At 56.1% G+C, this 22664-nt stretch carries 24 protein-coding genes and 1 pseudogene; 9 read left to right on the forward strand and 16 right to left on the reverse strand.

Translation table 11 applies throughout. The features are described from left to right. Positions 1 to 155 precede the first annotated feature (155 nt). Positions 156 to 308: pseudogene (locus tag HBA26_RS01655) on the forward strand (ketopantoate reductase C-terminal domain-containing protein); the annotation flags it as partial. 170 nt (positions 309 to 478) lie between these two features. Here HBA26_RS01655 and HBA26_RS01660 read toward each other — a convergent pair. Next, positions 479 to 1378, reverse strand: coding sequence for a LysR family transcriptional regulator (locus HBA26_RS01660; protein WP_028012259.1), 900 nt, complete (start codon positions 1376 to 1378; stop codon positions 479 to 481). A gap of 128 nt (positions 1379 to 1506) precedes the next feature. On the opposite strand from HBA26_RS01660, the gene HBA26_RS01665 reads away from it, so the two are divergent. Then, positions 1507 to 2079, forward strand: a complete 573-nt coding sequence (locus tag HBA26_RS01665; protein ID WP_028012260.1) for a flavin reductase — start codon at positions 1507 to 1509, stop codon at positions 2077 to 2079. A gap of 136 nt (positions 2080 to 2215) precedes the next feature. Next, positions 2216 to 2818, forward strand: a complete 603-nt coding sequence (locus tag HBA26_RS01670; protein ID WP_047364321.1) for a tyrosine-type recombinase/integrase — start codon at positions 2216 to 2218, stop codon at positions 2816 to 2818. 131 nt (positions 2819 to 2949) lie between these two features. On the opposite strand, the gene HBA26_RS01675 is transcribed toward HBA26_RS01670, so the two are convergent. Beyond that, the gene (locus HBA26_RS01675) at positions 2950 to 3456 is read right to left on the reverse strand and encodes an ATP-binding protein (protein WP_047364322.1); all 507 of its coding nucleotides are present in this window, start codon (positions 3454 to 3456) and stop codon (positions 2950 to 2952) included. A gap of 275 nt (positions 3457 to 3731) precedes the next feature. After that, on the reverse strand, positions 3732 to 4172 hold the full coding sequence (locus HBA26_RS01680) for a GNAT family N-acetyltransferase (RefSeq protein ID WP_047364355.1): 441 nt from the start codon (positions 4170 to 4172) through the stop codon (positions 3732 to 3734). A gap of 163 nt (positions 4173 to 4335) precedes the next feature. Between HBA26_RS01680 and HBA26_RS01685 the strand changes: the two genes are divergently transcribed. After that, on the forward strand, positions 4336 to 4692 hold the full coding sequence (locus tag HBA26_RS01685) for a DUF4440 domain-containing protein (RefSeq protein ID WP_072059941.1): 357 nt from the start codon (positions 4336 to 4338) through the stop codon (positions 4690 to 4692). A gap of 121 nt (positions 4693 to 4813) precedes the next feature. On the opposite strand, the gene HBA26_RS01690 is transcribed toward HBA26_RS01685, so the two are convergent. Continuing rightward, positions 4814 to 5269, reverse strand: a complete 456-nt coding sequence (locus HBA26_RS01690) for a hypothetical protein (protein ID WP_126345071.1) — start codon at positions 5267 to 5269, stop codon at positions 4814 to 4816. A gap of 192 nt (positions 5270 to 5461) precedes the next feature. Beyond that, positions 5462 to 6343 carry a LysR family transcriptional regulator gene (locus HBA26_RS01695; protein WP_048998942.1) on the reverse strand — a complete coding sequence of 294 codons (882 nt, stop codon included), beginning with the start codon at positions 6341 to 6343 and terminating at the stop codon, positions 5462 to 5464. A 105-nt stretch (positions 6344 to 6448) separates the two neighbouring features. Between HBA26_RS01695 and budA the strand changes: the two genes are divergently transcribed. The 4 genes from budA (at position 6449) to HBA26_RS01715 (ending at position 10317) form a co-directional block, all read left to right on the forward strand. After that, entirely contained in the window at positions 6449 to 7228 is a 780-nt protein-coding gene (gene budA, locus HBA26_RS01700; RefSeq protein WP_028012263.1) for an acetolactate decarboxylase, read from the forward strand. Between the two features lie 13 nt (positions 7229 to 7241). Then, entirely contained in the window at positions 7242 to 8921 is a 1680-nt protein-coding gene (gene alsS / locus HBA26_RS01705) for an acetolactate synthase AlsS (protein WP_028012264.1), read from the forward strand. Between the two features lie 20 nt (positions 8922 to 8941). Beyond that, the gene (locus HBA26_RS01710) at positions 8942 to 9712 is read left to right on the forward strand and encodes a (S)-acetoin forming diacetyl reductase (RefSeq protein WP_028012265.1); all 771 of its coding nucleotides are present in this window, start codon (positions 8942 to 8944) and stop codon (positions 9710 to 9712) included. Between the two features lie 131 nt (positions 9713 to 9843). Beyond that, a complete protein-coding gene (locus HBA26_RS01715; protein ID WP_045260739.1) occupies positions 9844 to 10317 on the forward strand; it encodes a cold shock domain-containing protein in 474 nt (157 codons plus the stop codon). 43 nt (positions 10318 to 10360) lie between these two features. Here the strand turns inward: HBA26_RS01715 and HBA26_RS01720 are convergent, their stop codons facing one another. From HBA26_RS01720 to HBA26_RS01740, 5 genes are all read right to left on the reverse strand, one after another. Beyond that, complete coding sequence (locus HBA26_RS01720) at positions 10361 to 11065, reverse strand: ABC transporter ATP-binding protein (RefSeq protein WP_047367678.1); 705 nt, start codon at positions 11063 to 11065, stop codon at positions 10361 to 10363. Next, positions 11052 to 11888, reverse strand: a complete 837-nt coding sequence (locus tag HBA26_RS01725; RefSeq protein ID WP_047367679.1) for an ABC transporter ATP-binding protein — start codon at positions 11886 to 11888, stop codon at positions 11052 to 11054. Before HBA26_RS01725 ends, HBA26_RS01720 begins: the two co-directional genes overlap by 14 nt. Then, the gene (locus HBA26_RS01730) at positions 11881 to 12714 is read right to left on the reverse strand and encodes an ABC transporter permease (RefSeq protein ID WP_126345070.1); all 834 of its coding nucleotides are present in this window, start codon (positions 12712 to 12714) and stop codon (positions 11881 to 11883) included. Before HBA26_RS01730 ends, HBA26_RS01725 begins: the two co-directional genes overlap by 8 nt. Beyond that, positions 12714 to 13727 carry an ABC transporter permease gene (locus tag HBA26_RS01735; protein ID WP_126345069.1) on the reverse strand — a complete coding sequence of 338 codons (1014 nt, stop codon included), beginning with the start codon at positions 13725 to 13727 and terminating at the stop codon, positions 12714 to 12716. The genes HBA26_RS01730 and HBA26_RS01735 overlap by 1 nt, the downstream gene beginning before the upstream one ends. 69 nt (positions 13728 to 13796) lie before the next feature. After that, the gene (locus tag HBA26_RS01740) at positions 13797 to 15365 is read right to left on the reverse strand and encodes an ABC transporter substrate-binding protein (protein WP_126345068.1); all 1569 of its coding nucleotides are present in this window, start codon (positions 15363 to 15365) and stop codon (positions 13797 to 13799) included. A 200-nt stretch (positions 15366 to 15565) separates the two neighbouring features. Between HBA26_RS01740 and HBA26_RS01745 the strand changes: the two genes are divergently transcribed. After that, on the forward strand, positions 15566 to 16264 hold the full coding sequence (locus HBA26_RS01745) for a GNAT family protein (RefSeq protein ID WP_100170638.1): 699 nt from the start codon (positions 15566 to 15568) through the stop codon (positions 16262 to 16264). 32 nt (positions 16265 to 16296) lie between these two features. Here the strand turns inward: HBA26_RS01745 and HBA26_RS01750 are convergent, their stop codons facing one another. From HBA26_RS01750 to betA, 6 genes are all read right to left on the reverse strand, one after another. Then, complete coding sequence (locus HBA26_RS01750; protein ID WP_126345067.1) at positions 16297 to 17991, reverse strand: thiamine pyrophosphate-binding protein; 1695 nt, start codon at positions 17989 to 17991, stop codon at positions 16297 to 16299. Positions 17992 to 18024: 33 nt separating this feature from the next. After that, entirely contained in the window at positions 18025 to 18765 is a 741-nt protein-coding gene (locus HBA26_RS01755) for an SDR family oxidoreductase (protein ID WP_063154746.1), read from the reverse strand. Positions 18766 to 19037: 272 nt separating this feature from the next. Beyond that, complete coding sequence (locus HBA26_RS01760; RefSeq protein WP_028012274.1) at positions 19038 to 19685, reverse strand: anti-sigma factor; 648 nt, start codon at positions 19683 to 19685, stop codon at positions 19038 to 19040. After that, positions 19682 to 20236, reverse strand: coding sequence for a sigma-70 family RNA polymerase sigma factor (locus HBA26_RS01765; RefSeq protein ID WP_126345066.1), 555 nt, complete (start codon positions 20234 to 20236; stop codon positions 19682 to 19684). The genes HBA26_RS01760 and HBA26_RS01765 overlap by 4 nt, the downstream gene beginning before the upstream one ends. 43 nt (positions 20237 to 20279) lie before the next feature. Then, positions 20280 to 20843: a fasciclin domain-containing protein gene (locus tag HBA26_RS01770; RefSeq protein WP_049138747.1), complete on the reverse strand. Its 564-nt coding sequence runs from the start codon at positions 20841 to 20843 to the stop codon at positions 20280 to 20282. A gap of 148 nt (positions 20844 to 20991) precedes the next feature. Further along, positions 20992 to 22656, reverse strand: a complete 1665-nt coding sequence (betA, locus tag HBA26_RS01775; RefSeq protein ID WP_126345065.1) for a choline dehydrogenase — start codon at positions 22654 to 22656, stop codon at positions 20992 to 20994. Between the last annotated feature and the right edge of the window lie 8 nt (positions 22657 to 22664).

Raw genomic sequence — 22664 nt, forward strand, 5'->3', positions numbered from 1 at the left:
AGATGTGTATAAGAGACAGGCTCATAACGGTTCGTCAGAATACCCGCAAATCCCTAGCGACATGCCTGAAACAGTTAAAGAGGTTAAGCAGAAAATCCTACTTCCGATGCTTATATAGCCGTCTGGTTAGCTGCCAGTGCAGATCTTTTATGCTGTCATTCCTGGCCGACCGTCAGGCGGATCGCCCGATGGAGTGGGATATCCGCAACGGCGTCATCCAGCGCTACGGCCGCAAACACGGCATTGCGGTGCCCATCAGCGACGTGGTGGTGCTGCTGCTGGCGGCGGGGAGCGAGGGGCCGGGCTAACGGCCGCTGTTTTTCCATTCGGCAAAGTAATGGGCGGCCGTGCTGCCCATCGCTTTTCTAAACAAAATGATAAACGCATTCATACCTGAGAGTGGAGGCGGGCCGATAGAGAGGAAGGGAGATGAATATGAATGTCCGCTCTGTGCCAGCAGCAGACGTTGAGGAGAATATTATTTTGATGTGAAATATTTGCGTAATATTTTTTCTAATAGCGAGAAAACGACCGTCACCCTTTTGGGAGTAATCAGCTGGTAAGGTCGATATAAATAAAATTGCCATTTCTCCTGTCGGAGCTCTGGCAGTGGGGGAACAAGTTGGCCGCTTGCTAAGTACTCCCTACAGATAAAATCGCTGGATTGTACAACCGTTTTTCCGGCCAATGCAGCCTGAATTTCGGCGTATGGGTCTGTAGTATAAAACTCAATATGACGAGGGACAAAAGTATTCACTGCGTCACTCATAAACTCAAATGATTTTCCTGTCTCAGGATTAATTAAACCACTAAATGGATAACGCTGTCGAAGATCTTCTAAATCAGTAGGTGCTCCCAGACGCTCAATAAGTTCAGGGGATGCAACCAAAATATGTTCAACTTGTCCGATGTTTTTAATGATAAAGTTTGGATTAGGTTCTCGCCCTACGCGTATACCTATATCGATACGATGCTCAATAGTATCAAGTTTCATCATATCTAAACGCCAGTCAATAAATAAATCAGGATAGGGGCGTAGTGCAGTCAAGAGTTCATACAAGATTTGTTCATGATTTGGAAATCGAAGTAATGTGATGCGAACAATACCTTTCATTTCATTATCATCTTTCGCCATCTGAAATAATTTTTCAGAATCTTCCAGCAGTCGCTTCGCTTGGGGTAAAAATAGTTCGCCGAAACTGGTGAGAAAGATCGAACGAGTATTGCGTTTGAATAAAGGTTCACCAAGTTGTTTCTCCAACTCAGCGACTGTTCGGGTTACTACTGATGGTGAAACCGACAGTTTGATGGCTGCTTCGCGGAAGTTCAAGGTCTCAGAGGCGATGATGAAAAATTTTAGTGCATCAAGTTTGTTCATGATTATTGTGAAATTTGCAATAATGTATTTTGATAATAGCAATTAATTTGCAACTATTCCAGCCATATAATCGAACAATCAAATAAGTAACCTGTCTTACTTTTTATCAGAACTCAAAAGAGTAAATTATGTCAATTCAACCAGTAGAGTTAAACAAAGCCTATCGTTTATTACAGGTCGGGCCAACCACGATGATATCGGCTAAAAATGATGGCATTGAAAATGTCATGGCAGCGGCCTGGGTGGGATTAGTAGGCAATAACAAAGTGATGGCTTTTATAGGTCCACAGGCATTTACTCGCGGGCTTGTAGAAAAAAGCGGATATTACGCTGTCCAGATCCCAGTAGTAAATCAGATGGAAATGGTTTTATATGCTGGAGGCCACAGTTATTCCGACACACCAGATAAAAATAGTAAAATCCCACTATTTTATCAGAAAGAGTTTGATCTGCCTTTAGTTGAAGGTTGCGCTGGCTGGTTAGTATGTAAGGTCATACCCAATGAAGAAAATGAAAAGCAGCACAACTTGTTCTTGGGGGAAATTGTCGGAGCATGGAGTGATGACCGCGTTTTCAGAAATGGGCACTGGATTTTTGATGATGCGCCTGATGAATTACGTACTGTCCATTACGTAGCTGGTGGACAGTTTTATGCCATTGGCAAAGGTACAAAATTTAATTATGGTCCGGGAAAAGACTAATCCTTACTTCTGTATAAATGTAGCCATATAACATGTCTACATAGAGGTAGTAGCAAAAAAAAACAATTAAGATGTCCGCTTTTCGCTCATAAGAGACAACCATACTCAAATCTCCCACATTGCAGGAGATTTGAGTATGAACACGTCACCGTGGAATAAAGACCGTATCATAGGCCAAAAAAGACCACTTCAGATATCTCATATCTGGGGGATCCGAATCCGGCTTGAACTGGAAGGTAAAACGCGTGATTTAGCTCTGTTCAATATGGCCTTAGACAGTAAGCTACGAGGCTGCGATCTGGTGAACCTCAAAGTATCTGATGTTGCATATGGTAGCTCGGTTTCAAGCAGAGCAACGGTGCTGCAACAGAAAACCGGTAGCCCTGTGCAATTTGAGATAACCAAAGGGACAAGAGAAGCTGTTGCTGCATTGATAAAGCTTAGCAATTTGCACAGTAAAGACTTCTTGTTTCGGTCTCGGATCGGAACTAACCGGCACATATCAACCCGACAATACAGCCGAATTTTTTATGGGTGGGTAGAAAAGCTTGGTCTCGAAGCTTCGCTTTACAGCACACATTCCATGAGAAGAACAAAACCTTACCTGATATACAAGAAAACCAAGAATCTCCGGGTGATCCAACTTCTGTTGGGCCATATGAAACTGGAAAGCACTGTCCGTTATCTAGGCATCGAAGTCGATGATGCGTTAGAGATCTCTGAATCGATTGAAGTCTAAGGTTGTCAGGGCTGCAACAGCAGCCCTGTGCCAAAAGCAGACGTTGAAAACATTGTAGAATCGAATATTGCTATAAAAGCTAGAAGAATTAATAAGCCGCCAGCAGACGGCTTATGTGTAGAAAGGTAGATTCAGCTGTATTCAACGATATTAAACCCTTCATCAGCAGTTGGTTCTGAGAAATAATGCGTTATGATTTCAAATTGTTGATCTGAGGTCGAAAATTCATGTTCTCCTTCTGCATTACGCACGCGTAAGCGGGATTTACATACGTCATCAGAAACTTTCAGATAGTGCAGCTGATTACTGGCACCTGACTCCATAATAATGCTCATCATCCATTCACGATTTGTTTGTGTGTTTGCCGGAAAATCAAGAACTACTGATAAACCAGCTTTTAGTAGTGACACCAGATGAGGCTTCATGGCATTTCTTAGTCTTAATGAATACTGCACATAATCAGATATGGATTGCATTTCATTAGCAAAGAGGGTAGCCAGCCAGTGATCCTCGCTGACAATTACAGTCCCAGGTGATGATCCTAATTTTGCTGACAACGTGGATTTTCCTGATGCAATTTTTCCACATAACAAGTGCAGGACAGGTTTTTCAGGCGTCGTGACTGCATTTATGTCCATTGTTTACCTCACTGGATTGTTACCGGTAAGGCCCGCCTTACCGGCGGGAAAATGGCGAACGTTATCCCACCTGAATTCGACAGGTGATAATAATGATTGATTCGAATAGCACAAAGTGTGTTTTCATCGACATTCAAGTTAACAGGGTTTGGATGAAAAACCAGCATTTTTTCACTTATACGCTTAATGTCCGCTGTTCGCTCTCAGCGGACCTTCAGCTCAGTTAGATCGTCCGCTCTGTGCCAGAAGCGGACGTTTACGAAAGAGGTCTTTGCTCAAACGCAGCGAATTTTCTCTAATCTAATATCGGATTCGCTAACATTTCCTTTCTCAATCCAGCCCAGCCGCCTATAAAATTCTGCCGCACGACTGTTTTTGTCGGTTTCAAGCCAGGCAACCTCATGATGTTTGAATAATTCCTGCTCTGCGAGTCCAACAAGTCTGCGGCCTAAACCTCGACCTTCATATTTAGGTAGAACAAATGCCGCAAAAAGGCATGCTTCATCGGGCAAAATCATTGAAAAACCAGTCACTTTTTCATCATCTTCAGCAACCCATGCGCAACGACTTTTTTCAATCATATCGGTGACAACGCTCTCGGTAATTCCCATCCGCTCCATTTCTTCTCGACTGAGATGATTTTCTTTAACCGAAGTCCTGACGTCAAAAATACCCTCTATATCAGAGGGTAGAGCTAATCTTGTCCTTATATTCATCGTATTATTCCATTCATGATACAGTGTAATTTTGATGATTAACCCGCTCATAGCAGATCCACATCGCCGCATTTCACATTAGATCTGTGCCGGGGACGGACGTTGCATTCCTCCGATTATCACCTTAAGAGTTAATGTTCGATTGTGATGAGGGAAAAATACTATGCTACTGGATACGTTAAAAAGACTCGAATGTTTACTTCATGGCAGCAGGCGGAAAGATCGGAAATGGCTTGAACAGATACTCCATGAAAGATTTAGCGAAATAACGCGCTCAGGAGTATTAGTTGATCGTGCACAGACTATTGAAGCCCTTTCGAGGGAAGACTGCGTTCCAGCTATTCTTAGTAGTGATTTCCGGCTTATCATCATTAGAGATAATTTCGCAATATTGCATTACAGAACTGTCCATCCAGATGGTAGTCGTGCATCCCTTCGTTCTTCATGCTGGGAAATCTCTGAGAACGGGCAATGGAAATTGGTATTCCATCAGGGAACACCTGAGGCAGAGAGCATGTAGTCGTCAAATGCAACGTCCGCTCCTCGCTCTTAACGGACATTCAACAAACTACTCTGTACTTTGAGTAAGGCCAAAGTCCTGCTTTTTACCCCAGCAGAACCCCGGCCACCCATCACCCGCCTCAGTGCGCCGTTATATAAGGCTCCTTCACAAACTCCGCCAGCAGCCAGACCATATCATGCAACAGCCCGGTGAGCTCTTTCGCCACGCTCGCAGGTAATGTCCCGCCCATTACTGTCAGCGTTAACGCCACGGCATAATCCACCTGTAGCGCCGTTTCTTGCCAGCATTCTGGCACGCAGGAGGTTATCTTTTCCCCCGCAATGAGCCGTTCCACCAGATACGGTGGAAGTTCTGAGTCACAGCACTCGCGCAGCCGTTTCAGCGCAGCCAGCAGTCGCTCGCATAGCGTGGCAAATGTCACTGCGTCGTAAGTTTCCACCAGTACGCTTACGTAAGCGGCGCAGGCATCGGCCAGTTCGAAGAGATCCGCAGAATCGGAAATTGGGTGGTTGATGAGCTGGTGAACAACGCTTTCCTCAGAAAGCGCGTAGGAAAATTCAGGGGTAGTCGCCATTTAGCATCCTCTTTGTCTAAAAAATGTCATGTTATGCTAACGGGTTCCTACGCCCGGTTACGGTTGTGCCGCAACGCAGGCACTTTACGACCATAAACAAGGGATGAAAAGCGATAACCCTGAATTACATAAGGTTGCTTGCAGGTTTGCGAGGCGGCTTCCAGAACGGCATTTCCGGGCACCGCCGCACCATTAATCCTCGCTCATCATCGCCAGAAACCGCTTCACCGTCCGCGAACGTTCGAAGCGCCGCCAGCAGAGCGCGATATCGGTATAAAGCTCCGGCGAGCGCAGCGCGTGGTAGGTGACATTCGGCGGTGAAATGGCCGCCATGGATTTCGGCACCAGCGCGAACCCGCCGCCGGCGGAGACCATGCTCAGGGAAGAGGAAAGCTGCGACGACTGCAGCGCGCGCTGCACGTTTATTCCGGCCCGCTCACAGCAGCCGTAAACCCGGTCATACAGACCCGGCGCGACCTCCTGCGGGAACAACACCACCGGCGTATCCCGAAGTTCCTCCAGCGCCAGATCGCCGCACGTCGCCAGGGGATGATCGCGATGCAGCGCCACCACCATTGGCTCCCGGTCGAGGATTTTTAATTCGAATACCTTGCTGCTTTCGCACGGCAGGCGCACAAAGGCGATATCCAGCTCACCCTCCGCCAGCATCGTGGTCAGCGACGACATGTTGGCTTCCACCTGGTGAACCTGCACTGCCATGTTCTGCACCTGAAACTGGCGGATCAGGGCGAAGATTTTGGGATGAAAGGCATCCGAACTGGTAATGCCAATCGACAGGCTGCCGTTCAGCCCGCGCGCGATGCCCCGGGCTTTCTCCAGCGCGGCGTCGCTCAGCGCCAGGATCTTACAGGCGTCCTCATAGAAGGCTTCTCCCGCCTCGGTCAGCTCCACGCCCCGCGTCAGGCGCCTGAACAGCGGCGTGCCCACTTCCTCTTCAAGCCGTTTGATCTGCTGGCTCAGAGGAGGCTGTGAAATACCCAGCGCGTTGGCCGCCCTGGTGAAGTGTCGCTCGCGTGCTACCGCGACAAAATAGCGCAGATAACGAAGTTCCATATCAAAAACGTCTCAAACCAGCATGGATTCTATATTGGAACTCTCTGCTGAATCGGGTCAACATTTATTTAACCTTTATAAATAAAGTTGAAGAGGACGAGCATGATGATGCATTCATCTGCATGCGACTGTGAGGCGAGTTTATGCGAGACCCTGCGCGGGTTCTCGGCTCAACATCCTGACAGCGTGATCTATCAGACATCGCTAATGAGCGCCCTGCTAAGCGGCGTCTACGAAGGGGAGACCACCATCGCCGACCTGCTGGCACACGGCGATTTTGGCCTCGGCACCTTTAACGAGCTGGACGGCGAAATGATTGCCTTCAGCAGCCAGGTCTACCAGCTGCGCGCCGACGGCAGCGCCCGCGCCGCGAAGCCGGAGCAAAAAACGCCGTTCGCGGTGATGACCTGGTTCCAGCCGCAGTACCGCAAAACCTTCGACGGGCCGGTCAGCCGTCAGCAGATCCACGACGTGATCGACCAGCAGATCCCCTCCGACAACCTGTTCTGCGCGCTGCGCATCGACGGCAACTTCCGTCACGCGCACACCCGCACCGTACCGCGCCAGACGCCACCGTACCGGGCGATGACCGACGTGCTGGACGACCAGCCGGTGTTCCGCTTTAACCAGCGCGAGGGCGTGCTGGTGGGGTTCCGCACGCCGCAGCATATGCAGGGCATCAACGTGGCGGGCTATCACGAACACTTCATCACCGACGACCGACAGGGCGGCGGCCATCTGCTCGACTACCAGCTTGAGAGCGGTGTGCTCACCTTCGGTGAAATTCACAAGCTGATGATTGACCTGCCCGCCGACAGCGCGTTTTTACAGGCCAACCTGCACCCTAGCAACCTTGATGCGGCTATCCGCGCCGTCGAAAACTAACAGGAGTACTACCGTGAACAGTGAGAAACAGTCACGTCAGTGGGCGCACGGCGCCGATATGGTTGTCGGCCAGCTGGAAGCGCAGGGCGTGAAGCAGGTGTTCGGGATCCCGGGGGCAAAAATCGACAAGGTTTTTGACTCCCTGCTGGACTCCTCCATCGAGATCATTCCCGTACGCCACGAGGCCAACGCGGCGTTTATGGCGGCGGCAGTGGGGCGTCTGACCGGCAAAGCCGGCGTGGCGCTGGTCACCTCCGGACCGGGCTGTTCGAACCTGATCACCGGTATTGCCACCGCGAACAGCGAAGGCGACCCGGTGGTAGCGCTGGGCGGGGCGGTGAAGCGGGCAGATAAAGCGAAGCTGGTGCATCAGAGCATGGACACCGTCGCGATGTTCAGCCCGGTGACGAAATACGCCGTGGAAGTGAACTCCCCGGACGCGATTGCCGAGGTGGTGTCCAACGCGTTTCGCGCCGCCGAGCACGGCAGGCCGGGCGGGGCGTTTGTCAGCCTGCCGCAGGATATTGTCGACCAGCCCACCACGGGGGCGATTTTACCCGCCAGCGGTCCCGCGCTGATGGGGCCGGCACCGGAATCCGCCATTAACGACGTGGCGAAGCTTATTGAAAAGGCCAAAAACCCGGTCATCTTGCTCGGCCTGATGGCCAGCCAGCCCGCCAACAGCGCCGCGCTGCGCAAGCTGCTGGAGAAAAGCCGTATTCCGGTCACCAGCACCTACCAGGCCGCCGGGGCGGTGAATCAGGAGCACTTCACCCGCTTTGCCGGACGCGTCGGCCTGTTTAACAACCAGGCGGGCGACCGGCTGCTGCATCTGGCGGATCTGATTATCTGCATCGGCTACAGCCCGGTGGAATACGAGCCGTCCATGTGGAACAGCGGCGACGCTACGCTGGTGCACATTGACGTGCTGCCCGCCTATGAGGAGCGCAAGTATGTTCCCGATCTGGAGCTGGTGGGGGATATCGCCGCCACGCTGAATCTGCTCGCCAGCCGCATTGAGCACAAGCTTGAACTGAGCCAGCGCGCCTCGGAAATTCTGGTCGATCGCCAGCATCAGCGGGACCTCCTCGACCGCCGCGGCGCATCGCTTAACCAGTTTGCCCTGCATCCGCTGCGCATCGTGCGCGCCATGCAGGACATCGTGAACAACGACGTGACGCTTACCGTCGATATGGGCAGCTTCCACATCTGGATCGCCCGCTACCTCTACAGCTTCCGCGCGCGTCAGGTGATGATCTCCAACGGTCAGCAGACCATGGGCGTGGCGCTGCCGTGGGCGATTGGCGCGTGGCTGGTCAACCCGGGCCGCAAGGTGGTGTCGGTCTCCGGCGACGGCGGCTTTTTGCAGTCGAGCATGGAGCTGGAAACCGCCGTACGCCTCAACGCCAACGTGCTGCATATCATCTGGGTGGATAACGCCTACAACATGGTTGCCATTCAGGAAGAGAAAAAATACCAGCGTCTTTCCGGCGTCGAGTTCGGCCCGGTCGACTTCAAAGCCTATGCCGACGCGTTCGGCGCAAAAGGTTTTGCCGTCGAGAGTGCCGACGCGCTCGAACCGACGCTTCGTGCCGCAATGGATGTCGATGGCCCGGCCGTGGTGGCCATTCCCGTCGACTACAGCGATAACCCGCTGCTGATGGGCCAGCTCCATCTCAGCCAGATTTTGTGAATCAACATAAGGACAGAGAAATGCAAAAAGTGGCTCTCGTAACCGGCTCAGGCCAGGGGATTGGCAAAGCGATCGCGCTTCGTCTGGTGAAGGATGGTTTTGCCGTCGCTATCGCCGATTACAACGAAGAGACGGCGAAAGCGGTTGCCGATGAAATCATCCGCAGCGGCGGGAAGGCTGTCGCCGTGAAGGTGGACGTCTCTGACCGCGACCAGGTGTTTGCGGCGGTGGAAAAAGCCCGCACCGAACTGGGCGGCTTCAACGTTATCGTCAATAACGCCGGGGTGGCGCCGTCCACGCCGATCGAATCCATCACGCCGGAGATTGTCGACAAGGTCTACAACATCAACGTGAAAGGGGTGATCTGGGGCATTCAGGCCGCGATTGACGCGTTCCGCAAAGAGGGACACGGCGGCAAAATCATCAACGCCTGCTCACAGGCGGGGCATACCGGCAACCCGGAGCTGGCCGTCTACAGTTCCAGTAAATTTGCGGTACGCGGCTTAACCCAGACCGCCGCACGGGATCTTGCTCCGCTGGGGATCACCGTTAACGCCTACTGCCCGGGCATCGTTAAAACGCCGATGTGGGCGGAGATCGACCGTCAGGTCTCCGAGGCGGCGGGTAAACCGCTCGGCTACGGGACCGAGACCTTTGCCAAACGCATTACGCTTGGCCGCCTGTCCGAACCGGAAGATGTTGCCGCCTGCGTTTCATATCTTGCCGGGCCAGACTCTGACTATATGACCGGCCAGTCTCTGCTCATCGATGGTGGGATGGTGTTCAACTAAATTCTAATAAGCTCTGACATGAGTTTTCCCCTGCCCCTGTGCAGGGGCTTTTTTTTGTCTCCTCCGCCATTGTGCATTACACTGCGCGCTGCAAAACTTTAGTCATTACGATCTGACAGGCGGTAACAGCGATGAACGGTACAATCACAACGTGGTTTAAAGATAAAGGCTTCGGATTTATCAAAGATGAAAACGGCGACAACCGCTATTTTCATGTGATTAAGGTCGCGAACCCCGATCTGATTAAAAAAGACGCTGCGGTGACCTTCGAGCCAACTACCAACACCAAAGGCCTTTCCGCGTATGCGGTGAAGGTGATCCCGGAGAGCAAGCATCTCTATATCGCGGGCGAGCGCGTGAAGCTCACCTCGATCAAATCCTTCGTGGTATTCAGCGAAGAAGAGCCCGTTGAGACCAAAATCGACAAAGAGAACGCGGTGCTGTCGGTGGGTCTGCTGATGAACAGCATCAAACCAAAATCCGACAAGAAGCCGGGCGAAATGCGCACGGTGAAGAAGCTGGCGATCACCACCTTCCAGAACACGACGATGATCTTTACCGAAGATGAAATCGACATCGACGCGACGGTTAAGCTGCTGAAGTAATTTTATGCCGGGTGGCGGCGATGCCTTGCCCGGCCTGCAAAACTTAACCCATTCTGTGCTCGCCCCGTAACATCGCCTCACGGTCAAACACCTTCTGGATCGCCCCGTGCGCCATAAACGCTGCCCGGTCGGACATATGGGCAATCACGTCCGCGTCGTGGCTCACCAGCAGATAGGTCATCTCATGCTCGGCCTTCAGGCGGTTAAGCAGGTTCAGGATTTCCGCCTGCACCGACATATCCAGCGCCGAGGTCGGTTCATCCAGCAGCAGAAGCTGCGGGCGCAGCAGCAGCGCCCGGGCAATGGCAACGCGCTGGCGCTGGCCGCCGGAAAGCTGGTGCGGGTAGCGCCTGCCCGCGTCGGCGGAAAGTCCCACCTGCTGCAGCGCATCCGCCACCTTTTCCGCAACCTGCGTTTCGCCGTGTAGGCTTAACGGCTCCGACAGGGTGCGCGCAATGGTGTGGTTTGGATGCAGCGAGGCCCACGGATCCTGAAACACCATCTGCACGTTGCGGCGAAGCTTGCCTTCAAAGCGGCGCCCTGGCGTTAACGTTTCCCCCAGCAGGGCAATACTGCCGCGCCACTCGCGCTGTAGCCCTGCCAGCACGCGCAGAAGGGTCGATTTGCCGCAGCCGGATTCGCCAATCAGGCTGAACGTCTCGCCTCTCTCTATGCTAAAGCTGGCGGCAGAGACCGCCGTTTTTTCCCCGAAGGTGACCTGCACCTGGTTAACCTCAACGAGCGCCATCGCTGGCCTCCTTCCACGGCTGCGAACGATCGAGCGTCGGCAGCATCTGTCCATAAGTATGGGCGTCTGGACGACAGGTCCACAGGGTGCGCGTGTACGGATGCGTCGCCTGCGGGAGCCGGTTCGCCGCCATCTCATCGACCTTTTCACCCTGATACATCACCAGCACGCGGTCGCAGTGCTCCGCCACCAGCGGCAGATCGTGGCTGATTAACAGCATCGCCATCTGGCGTTCTTCGCACTGCTGTACCAGCAGCTCGAGGATCTGGTTGCGCAGGCGGGCGTCCAGCGCGGAGGTCGGTTCGTCGGCAATCAGCACCTGCGGATTGTTGATCAGCGCAATCGCAATCATCACCCGCTGGCCCATGCCCCCGGAAAGCTCGCCGGGATAGCGTGACAGCACGTTCTCGTTCAGCCCGACGGCGCGGATGATGTCGTGAATGCGCGCCGCACGCTCCGGGCGCGTCAGGCGCTGATGCAGCGTGAGCGCCTCATCAAGCTGGGCGGCGACGCTTTTCACGGGGTTTAGGGCGTAGCGCGGGTCCTGCAGGACCATCGCAATCCCGTTGCCGCGCAGCGCCTGCCAGCGGCGGGCGTTCAGGGTCAGCAGATCGTTGCCAAGCACGTTAAGCCGGTTCGCGCTCACGATACCGGGTTTACGCACCAGACCCATCAGGGCGCGGGCGGACATCGACTTACCGGAGCCGGATTCTCCCACCAGCGCCAGCCGCTCGTTGCCAAGCCGAAAGCTCAGGTTGTTGACCACGCGCGCGGCGGGGTAGTCGATATTCAGCGCATCGACGATAACGCGGTGTTCAGTCATGCTGTGGCTCCAGTACGTCGCGCAGGCCATCGCCCAGCAGGTTAAACGCCAGGCTGGCAAACAGGATGGCGCCGCCCGGAATGGCGGCAATCCACCACTGGTCGAAAATCACCTGCATGCCGTCGGCAATCATCGCCCCCCATTCGGCCATGGGCGGACGCGCGCCAAGGCCGAGGAAGCCGAGACCGGCGGCGGCCAGAATAATCCCCGCCAGATCCAGCGCCAGCCGCACAATCGCGGACGGCAGGCACAGGGGCAGAATATGGCCGACCAGCAGGCGCAGGCTGCGGATCCCCATCATCTCCGCCGCGGCCAGATAATCGCTGTGGCGCAGACGCTGAATCTCGCTTCGCGCCTGACGGGCGTAGGCGGGCCAGGTCGTTAAGGCCAGCGCCAGCGCGCCGTTGACCAGCCCCGGGCCAAGCATCGCCACAAACGCGAAGGCGAGGATCAGGCGCGGCATCGACATCACCACGTCGGTAAAGCGCATCAGGATACGCTCCACCCAGCCGCCGTAGTAGCCGGACAAAATGCCCACCAGCAGCCCGGCGGGCAGGGTAATGACCGTCACCAGCGCCACCAGCCCGAGCACCGGACGGGTGCCGTAAATCAGGCGCGAGAGCAGATCGCGCCCGTAGCTGTCGGTGCCCAGCCAGTGCCGGGCGCCAGGTGCCTCCAGGCGCGCGGCAGCGTCCTGCCAGTTCGGATCTACCGGCGCCAGCCAGGGCGCGAACAGGGCAATAAACACCAGCAGCGCGAGGCCAATCAGTCCGCAAACGGCGGCAGGGGAGCGGCGCAGGCGGCGTAAGAAGAGATAAAACGGCATCAGCGCACCCTGGGATCGGTCGCCCGCACAAGCAGGTCGGTAAGGTTATTGATCAGTACAAAGCAGACGCCAATCAGCAGCGTACCGCCCATAACCGCGGTCGTGTCTCCGGCGAACAGGGCGGTGGTGAGATAGCGTCCGATGCCCGGCCACGAGAACACGGTTTCGGTTAATACCGCACCTTCCAGCATGCTGGTATAGGCCAGGGCGATCACCGTCAGCAGGGTGCTGCGAATGTTCGGCAGCACGTGGCGCAGCAGAATGGCCATCTCCCCGGCACCCTTGGCGCGGGCAAGCAGGATGTACTCCTTGTTCATTTCGCTGAGGCAGGCCGAGCGGGTCAGGCGGGTAATGCTTGCCAGCGAGTAATAGGCCAGCAGCAGCACCGGCAGCACCAGGTGGCTGATGGCGTTGCGGAATGCCTCGCGATCGCCGGAAAGCCAGGTGTCTATCAGCGCAAAGCCGGTGCGCGGCTCGACGGTGAACTGCCAGATATCGTCCAGCCTGCCGGGGCCCACGCTCCACTGCAGCTTCGCGTAGAACAGGGCCAGCATCAGCAGGCCAAGCCAGAAAATCGGCACCGAGTTGCCGAGCAGGGTAAGCGTTCTGATCGCGACATCGAGCGGCGAACCGGCGTAGCGGGCGCACAGCACCCCGGCCGTCACGCCGAGCACGGACCCAATGATTAACGCCAGCGTCGCCAGCTCCAGCGTAGCGGGGAAGGCGTGCAGCAGATCCTGCAGCACCGGCTGCCCGGTGGCGCTGGCGGTGCCTAAATCACCGTGGGCGAGATTTTGCAGATAGTGCCAGAACTGCACGGGTAGGGGACGATCCAGCCCGAGCTGGTGGCGAACCTGATCGTACGTTGACTGGCTGGCGTGATCCCCGACGATCTGCAGCACGCGATCGACCGGGGAATACGCCGAAAGCGCAAACGTGACGAGCAGCAGCCCGAAGAGCGTCAGCAGCAGGGTCAGCAGACCCTGAAGCACGCGGGTGGAAAGATGCGGCATGGGAAATCGTTATCCAGAAAATATGCACGGACGACCCCCTCTCCCACGGGAGAGGGAGAAGGACAAGGGCTACTTCGTGACGCGATCGTACCAGACCATATCCGCGTTCAGCCCCTGCTGATATCCCTTCACGTTATCGCGCACCGCGATCTGGGTTTTGCCCTGATCGACGAACACGTACGGCGAGCTCTGCTGCAGCTGTTCCTGCATCTTCTTGTACAGATCCAGACGCTTCGCCGGATCCGGTTCGGCAACCGCCGCCAGCGTGGCCTTGTTCAGCTCCGGGATTTTCCAGCCGTTCAGACCGGCCACGGTGCTGGACTTCCCGTCGTTCCACGCGAAGGCGCTGGCGTTTGAGTGCGCATCGAAGTAGTCCGGGATCCACAGACGAATCGCCGCCTGATGCTGCTTAGCGCGCACGCGGGCATAGACCTGGCTCCCGGCGGCAGGCAGCAGATCCACCTTCACGCCACCCTGAGCAAAGCTCGCCTGCATCGACTGGGCAATAGTGATAAACGGCGGCTTGTTCTCCACGTCCAGCGTGAAGTGCGCGTCCTTAATGCCCGCTTTGGCGAGGATTGCCTTCGCTTTTGCCGGGTCAAATTTAAACGGATTGTCTTCCAGCGCGCCCGGCAGGCCGACCGGCAGGAAGCTCTGGTGAACAAAATACTGGCCTTTCAGCAGGTTTTTAGTGATGCCGTCATAGTCGACCAGCCAGCGCGACGCTTCCCAGAACGCCGGGTTGTTCAGCAGCGGATTGGCGCTGTTGCCGGTGTTAAACACCAGGTAATTCTGCTCGGCGGACGGAATGCTCAGCACCTTCACGCCCGGCTTGCCGTCGAGGGCGCTAATCTGGTCTGCACCCAAATCGCGCGCCACGTCCGCATCCCCCTGCTGGATCAGCAGGCGGCGTGAAGCCGGATCGGGAACGTTTTTAATGATGATGCTTTTGAGCTTCGGCGCGCCGCCGGGGGCGGAATCGTTGGCTTCCAGCACGATGGCCTGATGCGGCTGATAGACGCGCATTTTGAACGCGCCGCTGCCCGCAGAGTGCATTTTCAGCCAGGCGTTGCCGAAGTCATTATCCTTGACGTTTGCCGCGACCTGCTTTTCATCGACGATGGAGGCTATCGGCGTGGAGAGAATATTCAGCGCCACCGAGGGGCTAACGTCCGCCGTCCAGTGAAGCTGGAGGGTATGATCGTCCACCTTTTTCAGCTGGCTGGCGATGTTGCTCGCGTCCCAGCCCAGCACGTTGAGGATAAAGGCCGGGGATTTGTTCAGCGTCACGGCGCGGGTATAAGAGAAAATCACGTCTTCCGGACGCAGCGGGTTGCCGGAGGCGAATTTTGCATCGGGTTTAAGCTTGATGGTCAGGGTTTTTGCTGCCGCATCCGCGTCCCAGCTTTCTGCCAGAACCGGCGTGATTTTTTCCGGATTATCGCGGTCCGGCTGCACCAGACGATGGTACAGGCTCGGCACGGTCTGGATGCTGGAGAGCTCGTTGGCTTCGGCCGGGTCGAGGCTCACGATGTCATCAAGACCCTGAGCAACCACCAGCGTCGTCGGCGGCGTAGCGGCGTGGGTAGCGCCTGAGAGCGCAGCCAGCATCAGTAACGGCAACAGTTTTTTTGTCATAGCGATCCCTGAGAAGAATATATTGTGATTGTTTTATGCTCCGCTACGTTAGGTCGACTCCACATTTCTTCAAAGTCGAAATTCTGCTTTGCTTATGCCATGCGGATATATCGCATGCGGCCTGGTTATTAAACGCCTCTCTTTTCGCCGCCCTTTTAACCTGCTATAACAAAATCCTTACCTTTCAGGGAGTCACCCCCGTGCCCGAAATCAATCAATATGGTCAAACCGTTAACGATCTTGTCCCGGACTGGAAGTGCGCGCAGGTATTAACCCGCACGGCGCTGACCGGCCAGTATTGCCGTCTTGAGCCGCTGGACGCCGGGCGTCACGCGGCGGATCTCTTTGAAGCCTACGCGCTGGGCGACGACAGCGACTGGACGTGGCTTGCCAGCAACCGGCCTGAAAGCGTGGAAGCCACCGCACACTGGGTGTCCGGAAAGGTGATGGATGATGATCTGGTGCCCTTCGCCGTGATGGATTTACGCACTGAAAAGGCGGTCGGGCTGGTGAGCTATATGGCGATCGAGCGCTTTCAGGGCTCGGTGGAGATCGGCCACGTCACCTGGTCGCGCAGGATGAAAGGCACCCGCATCGGCACCGAGGCGGTGTGGCTGCTGCTGAAAAACGCCTTTGACCACAAATACCGACGGCTGGAGTGGAAGTGCGACTCGATGAATACCGCATCGCGCAGCGCCGCGGAGCGGCTTGGATTCGTCTGGGAAGGGCGCTTACGCCAGCGGCTGGTGCGGAAAGGCCGCAACCGTGACAGCGATATGCTTTCTATTATTGACGGCGAATGGCCGCAAAGAGACGCGGAGCTGCGCGCCTGGCTGGCGGCGGCGAATTTTGACGAGGAAGGACGGCAAATAAAGCGGCTTGAGGCGTTTCGGTTATAAGTTTTTATGTAGGGTACAGCCCAACCACGCGGCTAATCCGCGGAAATCGCGATTTCAATCAGGTTGGTTTTTCCGGACTGCAGGCCGCGCGTTACCGCTTCGGCGATATCCGCCGCCTCGGTCACCCGGCAGCAGTGGACGCCCATGGCGGTGGCCAGCGACTGAAAATCGATATGCGGGTTCACGAGGTCCATCCCGATAAAACGGCCCAGCCGCGTTGAGCTGTAGTCGGCCTGGCTCTTCATAAAGTTTTTCAGGATGTTGTACTCCCTGTTATTCATGACGATAAAGGTGACCGGCAGATTTTCGTGTGCTGCCGTCCAGAGTGCCTGCGGCGAGTACAGGGAGGCCCCGTCGCCGATCAGGCAGACCACCGGCTCCTGTCCGCGTCCCAGCGAATGCCCCACGGAGGCAGGCATCCCCCAGCCCAGTCCGCCGCCGCGCATAAAGTAGTAGCGCTGATGCTGCTGGTCAGAGATGAACCGGCGGACATGCCTGGCGGTCGCTATCGCCTCATCAACGATGGTGGTACCCGCCGGAATGGATCGGATGACCTCCCAGGCTGCGACCATCGGCGAAAGGGCCGGGCGAAGCCGCTCGGCGGCCAGACGTTCTTCCTGCAACTGCCACTCCTTCTCACGTTCGTCGCGGGCCGCCACCAGCAGCTGCTGGTGGGCCAGCGTATTGGCGGTCAGGCGCTGCTCAAGCTTCGGCAGCAGTTCGTGCAGGGACAGTTTGATATCCCCCATCACCGAAAGGCGAGTGGCATAGGTGCGGCCAAGCTCGTACATATCCGCCGAGAGCTGATACACCGCGCAGGTTGCCGGAATGGCCTCGCCTTCGCTGTACAAAATGGTGATCAGGCTTCTGCCGCCGATGATAAATACGGCATCGTAGGCATTGATGACGCTGGCGATTTCGCTGGCGGTGGTAGGCATATTGCCTCGCCAGAGCGCGTGCTGGGTGGGAAATGGCAAATTCAGCGGCCAGGAGGAGCCGTAGACGTGGGCGCCGAGCGCTTCCGCCAGCTGTACAATTTCCTGCGTCGAGCCGCTGGAGTGCACCTCATCGCCCGCCACAATCATGATCCTGCCCGGCGCGATCTCGCTGAGCGCCTCCGCCAGCTCGTCCAGCGAGCCCGCAACGGTGTGGTAGTTTACTCTCGACGCCGTCTGTATCCCGGCGTCGCTCAGCTCTTCCATCACGTTCATCGGCAGGGAGAGCAGCACCGGGCCGCCAGGAGGATAGCTGGCAGCGTGAAACGCGCGGCGCACCAGCACCGGGAGCTGGTCGGCGCTGGTGACCTCCTGCGCCCACTTCATGATCGGAGAGCCGATGGAAACAATATCATCATACAGAAGCGGGTCGCGGACGTAGTGTCGCGTATCCTGCTGTCCAACGGTCACCACCAGCGAGGTTTTCATAATCCGCGAATTAATGAGATTCCCCATGCCGTGCCCCAGGCCGCTGGCGGTATGCAAATTGATAAAGCCCGTTTTGCCGGAGGCTTTCGCATAGCCGTCGGCAATCGCCACCACGGTGCTCTCCTGAAGCGCCAGAATATAGTGAATATTTTCATGGCGAAGCAGGGCATCAATGAGCGGAAGTTCGGTGGTGCCGGGGTTGCCAAAAATATATTCCACGCCTTCACTCTCCAGCACTTCAAGAAGAATATCGGCACCCGTTCGCATATTGAGATCTGATAAGGATGTTAATGATTTAATCATAATGACACCTCATTCAGCATTATTTAACGCAGGCTAAAATTCTTCCTGCGTTGGACGCACAACAATTTCATTAATATCAACGTCGCCAGGCTGTTCTATGGCAAATAAAACCGCGCGGGCAACTGCGTCAGCCGGAATAGCCTGCTTATAAAACTCATGGAGAAATTTTTTACTCTCTTCGTCAGAGCTGCCGAATTGCAGTTCGCTTTCGACGGCACCGGGCGAAATAAGCGTCGTGCGGATAGTTTTACCTGCCTCCTGACGTAAGCCTTCGCTCAGCGCGCGGACGGCGAATTTCGTGGCGCTATACACCACGCCGCCAGGGGCCAGCACCTTGATGCCCGCAACGGAGGCAACGTTAATAAAATGCCCGCTGCCCTGACGCTGGAACACCGGGAGCGCGGCAGCGATGCCGTACAGCACGCCCTTCAGATTGGTATCAATCATCTTGTCCCATTCGTCGGTTTTCAGCTCGCTGAGGGGGGCGATGGCCATAAAGCCCGCGTTATTGATCACCACATCCACGCGCTGGTATGCGGCAACGGCAGCGTCAATGGCGCGCTGCACCTCTTCCTGACGGGTCACGTCAGCCTTTACGGCAATCGCCTTGCCGCCCTGTTGAATAATCTGATCCACCAGGGCATTAATTCTGTCCAGACGGCGCGCCACCAGCACCAGCGAAAACGCGTTATTCGCTAAATGGAGGGCAATGGCCTGACCAATACCGCTGCTGGCACCGGTGATGACAACCACCTTGTTTGCACTAATATTCATGATCTTATCTCGCTATTGAGTGATGCAAAAAATAAAAGGCAGAGAAGCGTTAATGAATAATGACAAATTCATTAATGCGGTTTTTGATATATTCTGTATCGGGAATAAAATGATGTTCGTTTAAAACTTAATGGAGTACGGAAGCGTCTGTCAATGTCGTTTTTTAATAATTAAATTAATTGCAGGCCTAATATTTAATTCTTATAGGTAACCGAGAATATTATATAAATAAAAGGGGGGACGATGACGGCCCTGCAAACAGGGCCTGAGGATTACAGTTTGCCACTGTAAAGCACCGGGCCTGTGGGGAGGCCGGTGGGCGATCCGCCCTCTGGTTCAAGGCTTATGGCTATCGTGGCGTCAGCAGGGAGCGTTGCGTTCCTGAGGGTGACGCGTGTGGGGATGTCGTTATGCAGCAGCCCCATGGATACCGGCGCCTGCCCGCCTGGGATCAGCCAAAGCTGCAGGCTGTGTTGCGCGGCGACAGCTGTCGGTCGAAGCGGGGCAATGCTCAGGTGCTGGCGGCTGGCGTCCGCGCTGACGACCCACTGCCCGTGCTGTTGGGCATCGTTGAGTACCATCAGCGGAGCGAGTTCCGGGGCTCGGGTGGCATACCAGGCAACGACCGTCAGGGCGGCGAGTGAGGCCGCAACCATCCAGCCGAGATAAGGCCGACTTTGGCGTAAAGGTTTTTTGGGCGGCAGGTCGAGGGCGATTCTTTTCCACACCGTCTCGGGTGGAGGGACGGGCACAAGATGACTATCCAGCGTGCTGAACATGTCCTGCCAGTACGCCACGCGGGCGGCCAGAGCCGGTTCACGGAGGACCCTTTTCTGGAACTGAAGCCGCGCTCCTCCCCGCAGCGTGCCGAGGGCATACTCTGCTGCCAGCATGTCGTCGCGTTTTTCTGCGTCATTCATAACCCCACGCACTCCCGAAGATGATCCATTGCCCGACGTATCCAGCTTTTCACCGAGCCTACAGGCTGCTGGAGCCAGTCGGCAATGTCTCTGTGAGACATTCCCTGATAGTAGGCGAGCGTAATGCTCTGGCGCTGCTCGCTGCTCAAATGTTCGAGACAATGCCTGAGCCGCTCTGCCTGCGCATCGTCGTGCCAGTTATTCTGCTCATCGTTTTCGCCGGGCAAAAGCGCTTCGTTATACGGCGACTCGCGGTCGGCAGCGCGGGTTTGCCCGCTGCGCAGCCAGTCAATACAGCGATTGCGAACAATATGCGTAAGCCAGGTCATCGGGGTGCTCAGTGCAGCGTTGTAGGTTTCGGCTTTACTCCAGACGGTGATAAAACAGTCGTGAAGGATCTCTTCTGCCCACGCGCGGTCGCGCAGCATGCGCAGCGCGACGGCAAACAGGTGTGGCGATGTGAGTCGATAGAGTTGTTCAAATGCGCGGCGATCGCCGTTTGCGACCGCCTGCATTAATTTCTGCTGCTGTTCTGCCAGCGCGTTATCCATGTTTTTCCCGGAAGGTAACGTCACACTTCCGAAGTATAGACAACTACTTAGGCATCAGGACGGTATCAATCACATCGATCACGCCATTTTTTTGATGAACGTCATAGGTGCTAATGTTCGCCACATTGCCTTTACCGTCCTTAAGCTGAATGTTGTGCGGGCCGTTGCTCATGATCCACAGCGGCTGACCGTTAACGGTCTTCAGCTCCGCGTGTCCGCCGCCCTGTTTAATTTTCTGCTCCAGCGCCTTCATATCGTAATTACCGGCGACCACGTGATAGGTGAGGATGCTGGTGAGCGTGGCTTTGTTTTCGGGTTTGACCAGGTTCTCGACCGTGCCGGCAGGCAATTTCGCAAACGCCGCATTGGTCGGCGCAAATACGGTGAAGGGCCCTTTGCTCTGAAGCGTATCCACCAGTCCAGCCGCTTTGACGGCGGCCACCAGCGTGGTGTGATCTTTCGAGTTCACGGCGTTTTCAACGATATTTTTGCTCGGGAACATTTCGGCTCCGCCTACCATCACGGAGCCTGACGTCATGGCGGCTGATGTGCCTGCACAGAAGAGTAAAGCGCTGGTGACGAGTGCAACACGGGTTAGCTTTTTCATCATCTTTCCTCGGTTTGGGGAGCAAAGGGATTGCTCACATATGCATATACGAGGGGAGGGGGTGAACTGGATGCAGGAAAATAAAAATAAATTTTGGGTGGGAAGCCCTCTCCCGTATGGAAGAGGGCCAGGGGGAGGGGAAATATCCTCAGCGCCTGACCGGCGCCCCGTTGGCCACATAATACGCGGCCGTACTTTTTGCCAGCGGCTCGCGCCCGCGAATCGCATCAGCAATTTTCTCACCGATCATAATCGTGGTGGCGTTCAGGTTGCCGGTAATAATCTGCGGCATGATCGACGCATCCACCACGCGTAATCCTTCCAGCCCGTGAACGCGGCCTTCACCGTCAACCACCGCCATCTCGTCATAGCCCATTTTGCAGGTGCCGCACGGATGGAACGCGGTTTCGGCATGGTTACGCACGAACTCGTCCAGCTGTTCGTCGGTCTGGCATTCGACGCCCGGGCTGATTTCACGACCGCGGTATTTGTCCAGCGCCGGCTGGTGCATGATCTCGCGGGTGATGCGGATCGCGTCGCGGAACTCCTGCCAGTCCTGCTCGTGGGACATATAGTTGAACAGGATCGCCGGATGCTGGTGCGGATCGCGCGACTGAATGCGCACGTGTCCACGGCTCGGGGAGCGCATGGAGCCGACGTGGCACTGGAAGCCGTGTTCCTTCACCGCGTTTGAGCCGTTGTAGTTAATCGCCACCGGCAGGAAGTGGTACTGAATGTTCGGCCACTCAAACTCCTCGCGGCTGCGGATAAATCCGCCCGCTTCGAAGTGGTTGCTCGCACCCACGCCGGTGCCGCCAAACAGCCACTCCGCGCCAATCTTCGGCTGGTTCCACCACTGCAGGGCAGGGTAGAGGGAAACCGGCTCCTTACATTCATACTGGAGGTACATCTCCAGATGATCCTGCAAGTTTTCTCCCACGCCGGGTAAATCATGCACCAGCGGGATATCGAACTGCTTCAGCAGCTCAGCGTTGCCCACGCCGGAACGCTGGAGGATCTGCGGTGACGCAATGGCGCCTGCGCACAGGAGGACTTCTTTATTCGCCGTCGCTTTTGACGGAATGGTGCTCTCGCCTTCCAGCCACTCAACGCCCACCGCGCGCTTGCCCTCAAAGAGGATGCGATCGGTCATGGCGTGGGTGCGGATGGTCAGGTTAGGACGTGGTTTTGCCTGGTCCAGATAGCCGCGCGCGGTGCTGGCGCGTCGGCCCTGCGGCGTGACCGTGCGGTCCATCGGGCCGAAGCCTTCCTGCTGGTAGCCGTTGAGATCGTCGGTGCGCGGATAGCCCGCCTGCACGCCTGCTTCCACCATTGCTTCAAACAGCGGGTTTACGCCCGGCTTAGAGGTGGTGACGCTCACCGGGCCGTCGCCGCCGTGGTAGTCGTTCGGCCCCACGTCGCGGGTCTCTGCCTTGCGGTAGTAGGGCAGGCAGTTGAGGTAGCTCCAGTGCTCCAGACCCGGTTCTTTCGCCCAGTTGTCCAGATCCATCGCGTTGCCGCGCACGTAGCACATGCCGTTGATCAGCGACGAGCCGCCCAGCCCTTTGCCGCGTCCGCACTCCATGCGGCGGTTGTTCATGAAGGGCTCTGGCTCGGTTTCATACGCCCAGTTGTAGCGCTTGCCCTGGAGCGGGAAGGCCAGCGCGGCAGGCATCTGGGTGCGGAAGTCAAAGCGGTAGTCCGGCCCGCCCGCCTCAAGCAGCAGGACGGTGGTGTTCGGATCTTCAGTCAGTCGTGTAGCCAGTACGTTGCCGGCAGAGCCGGCCCCGATAATGATGTAGTCAAATTGCAAATAAACCT

The organism is Enterobacter sp. 725m/11, assembly GCF_011683705.1.
GTDB lineage: Bacteria > Pseudomonadota > Gammaproteobacteria > Enterobacterales > Enterobacteriaceae > Enterobacter > Enterobacter bugandensis.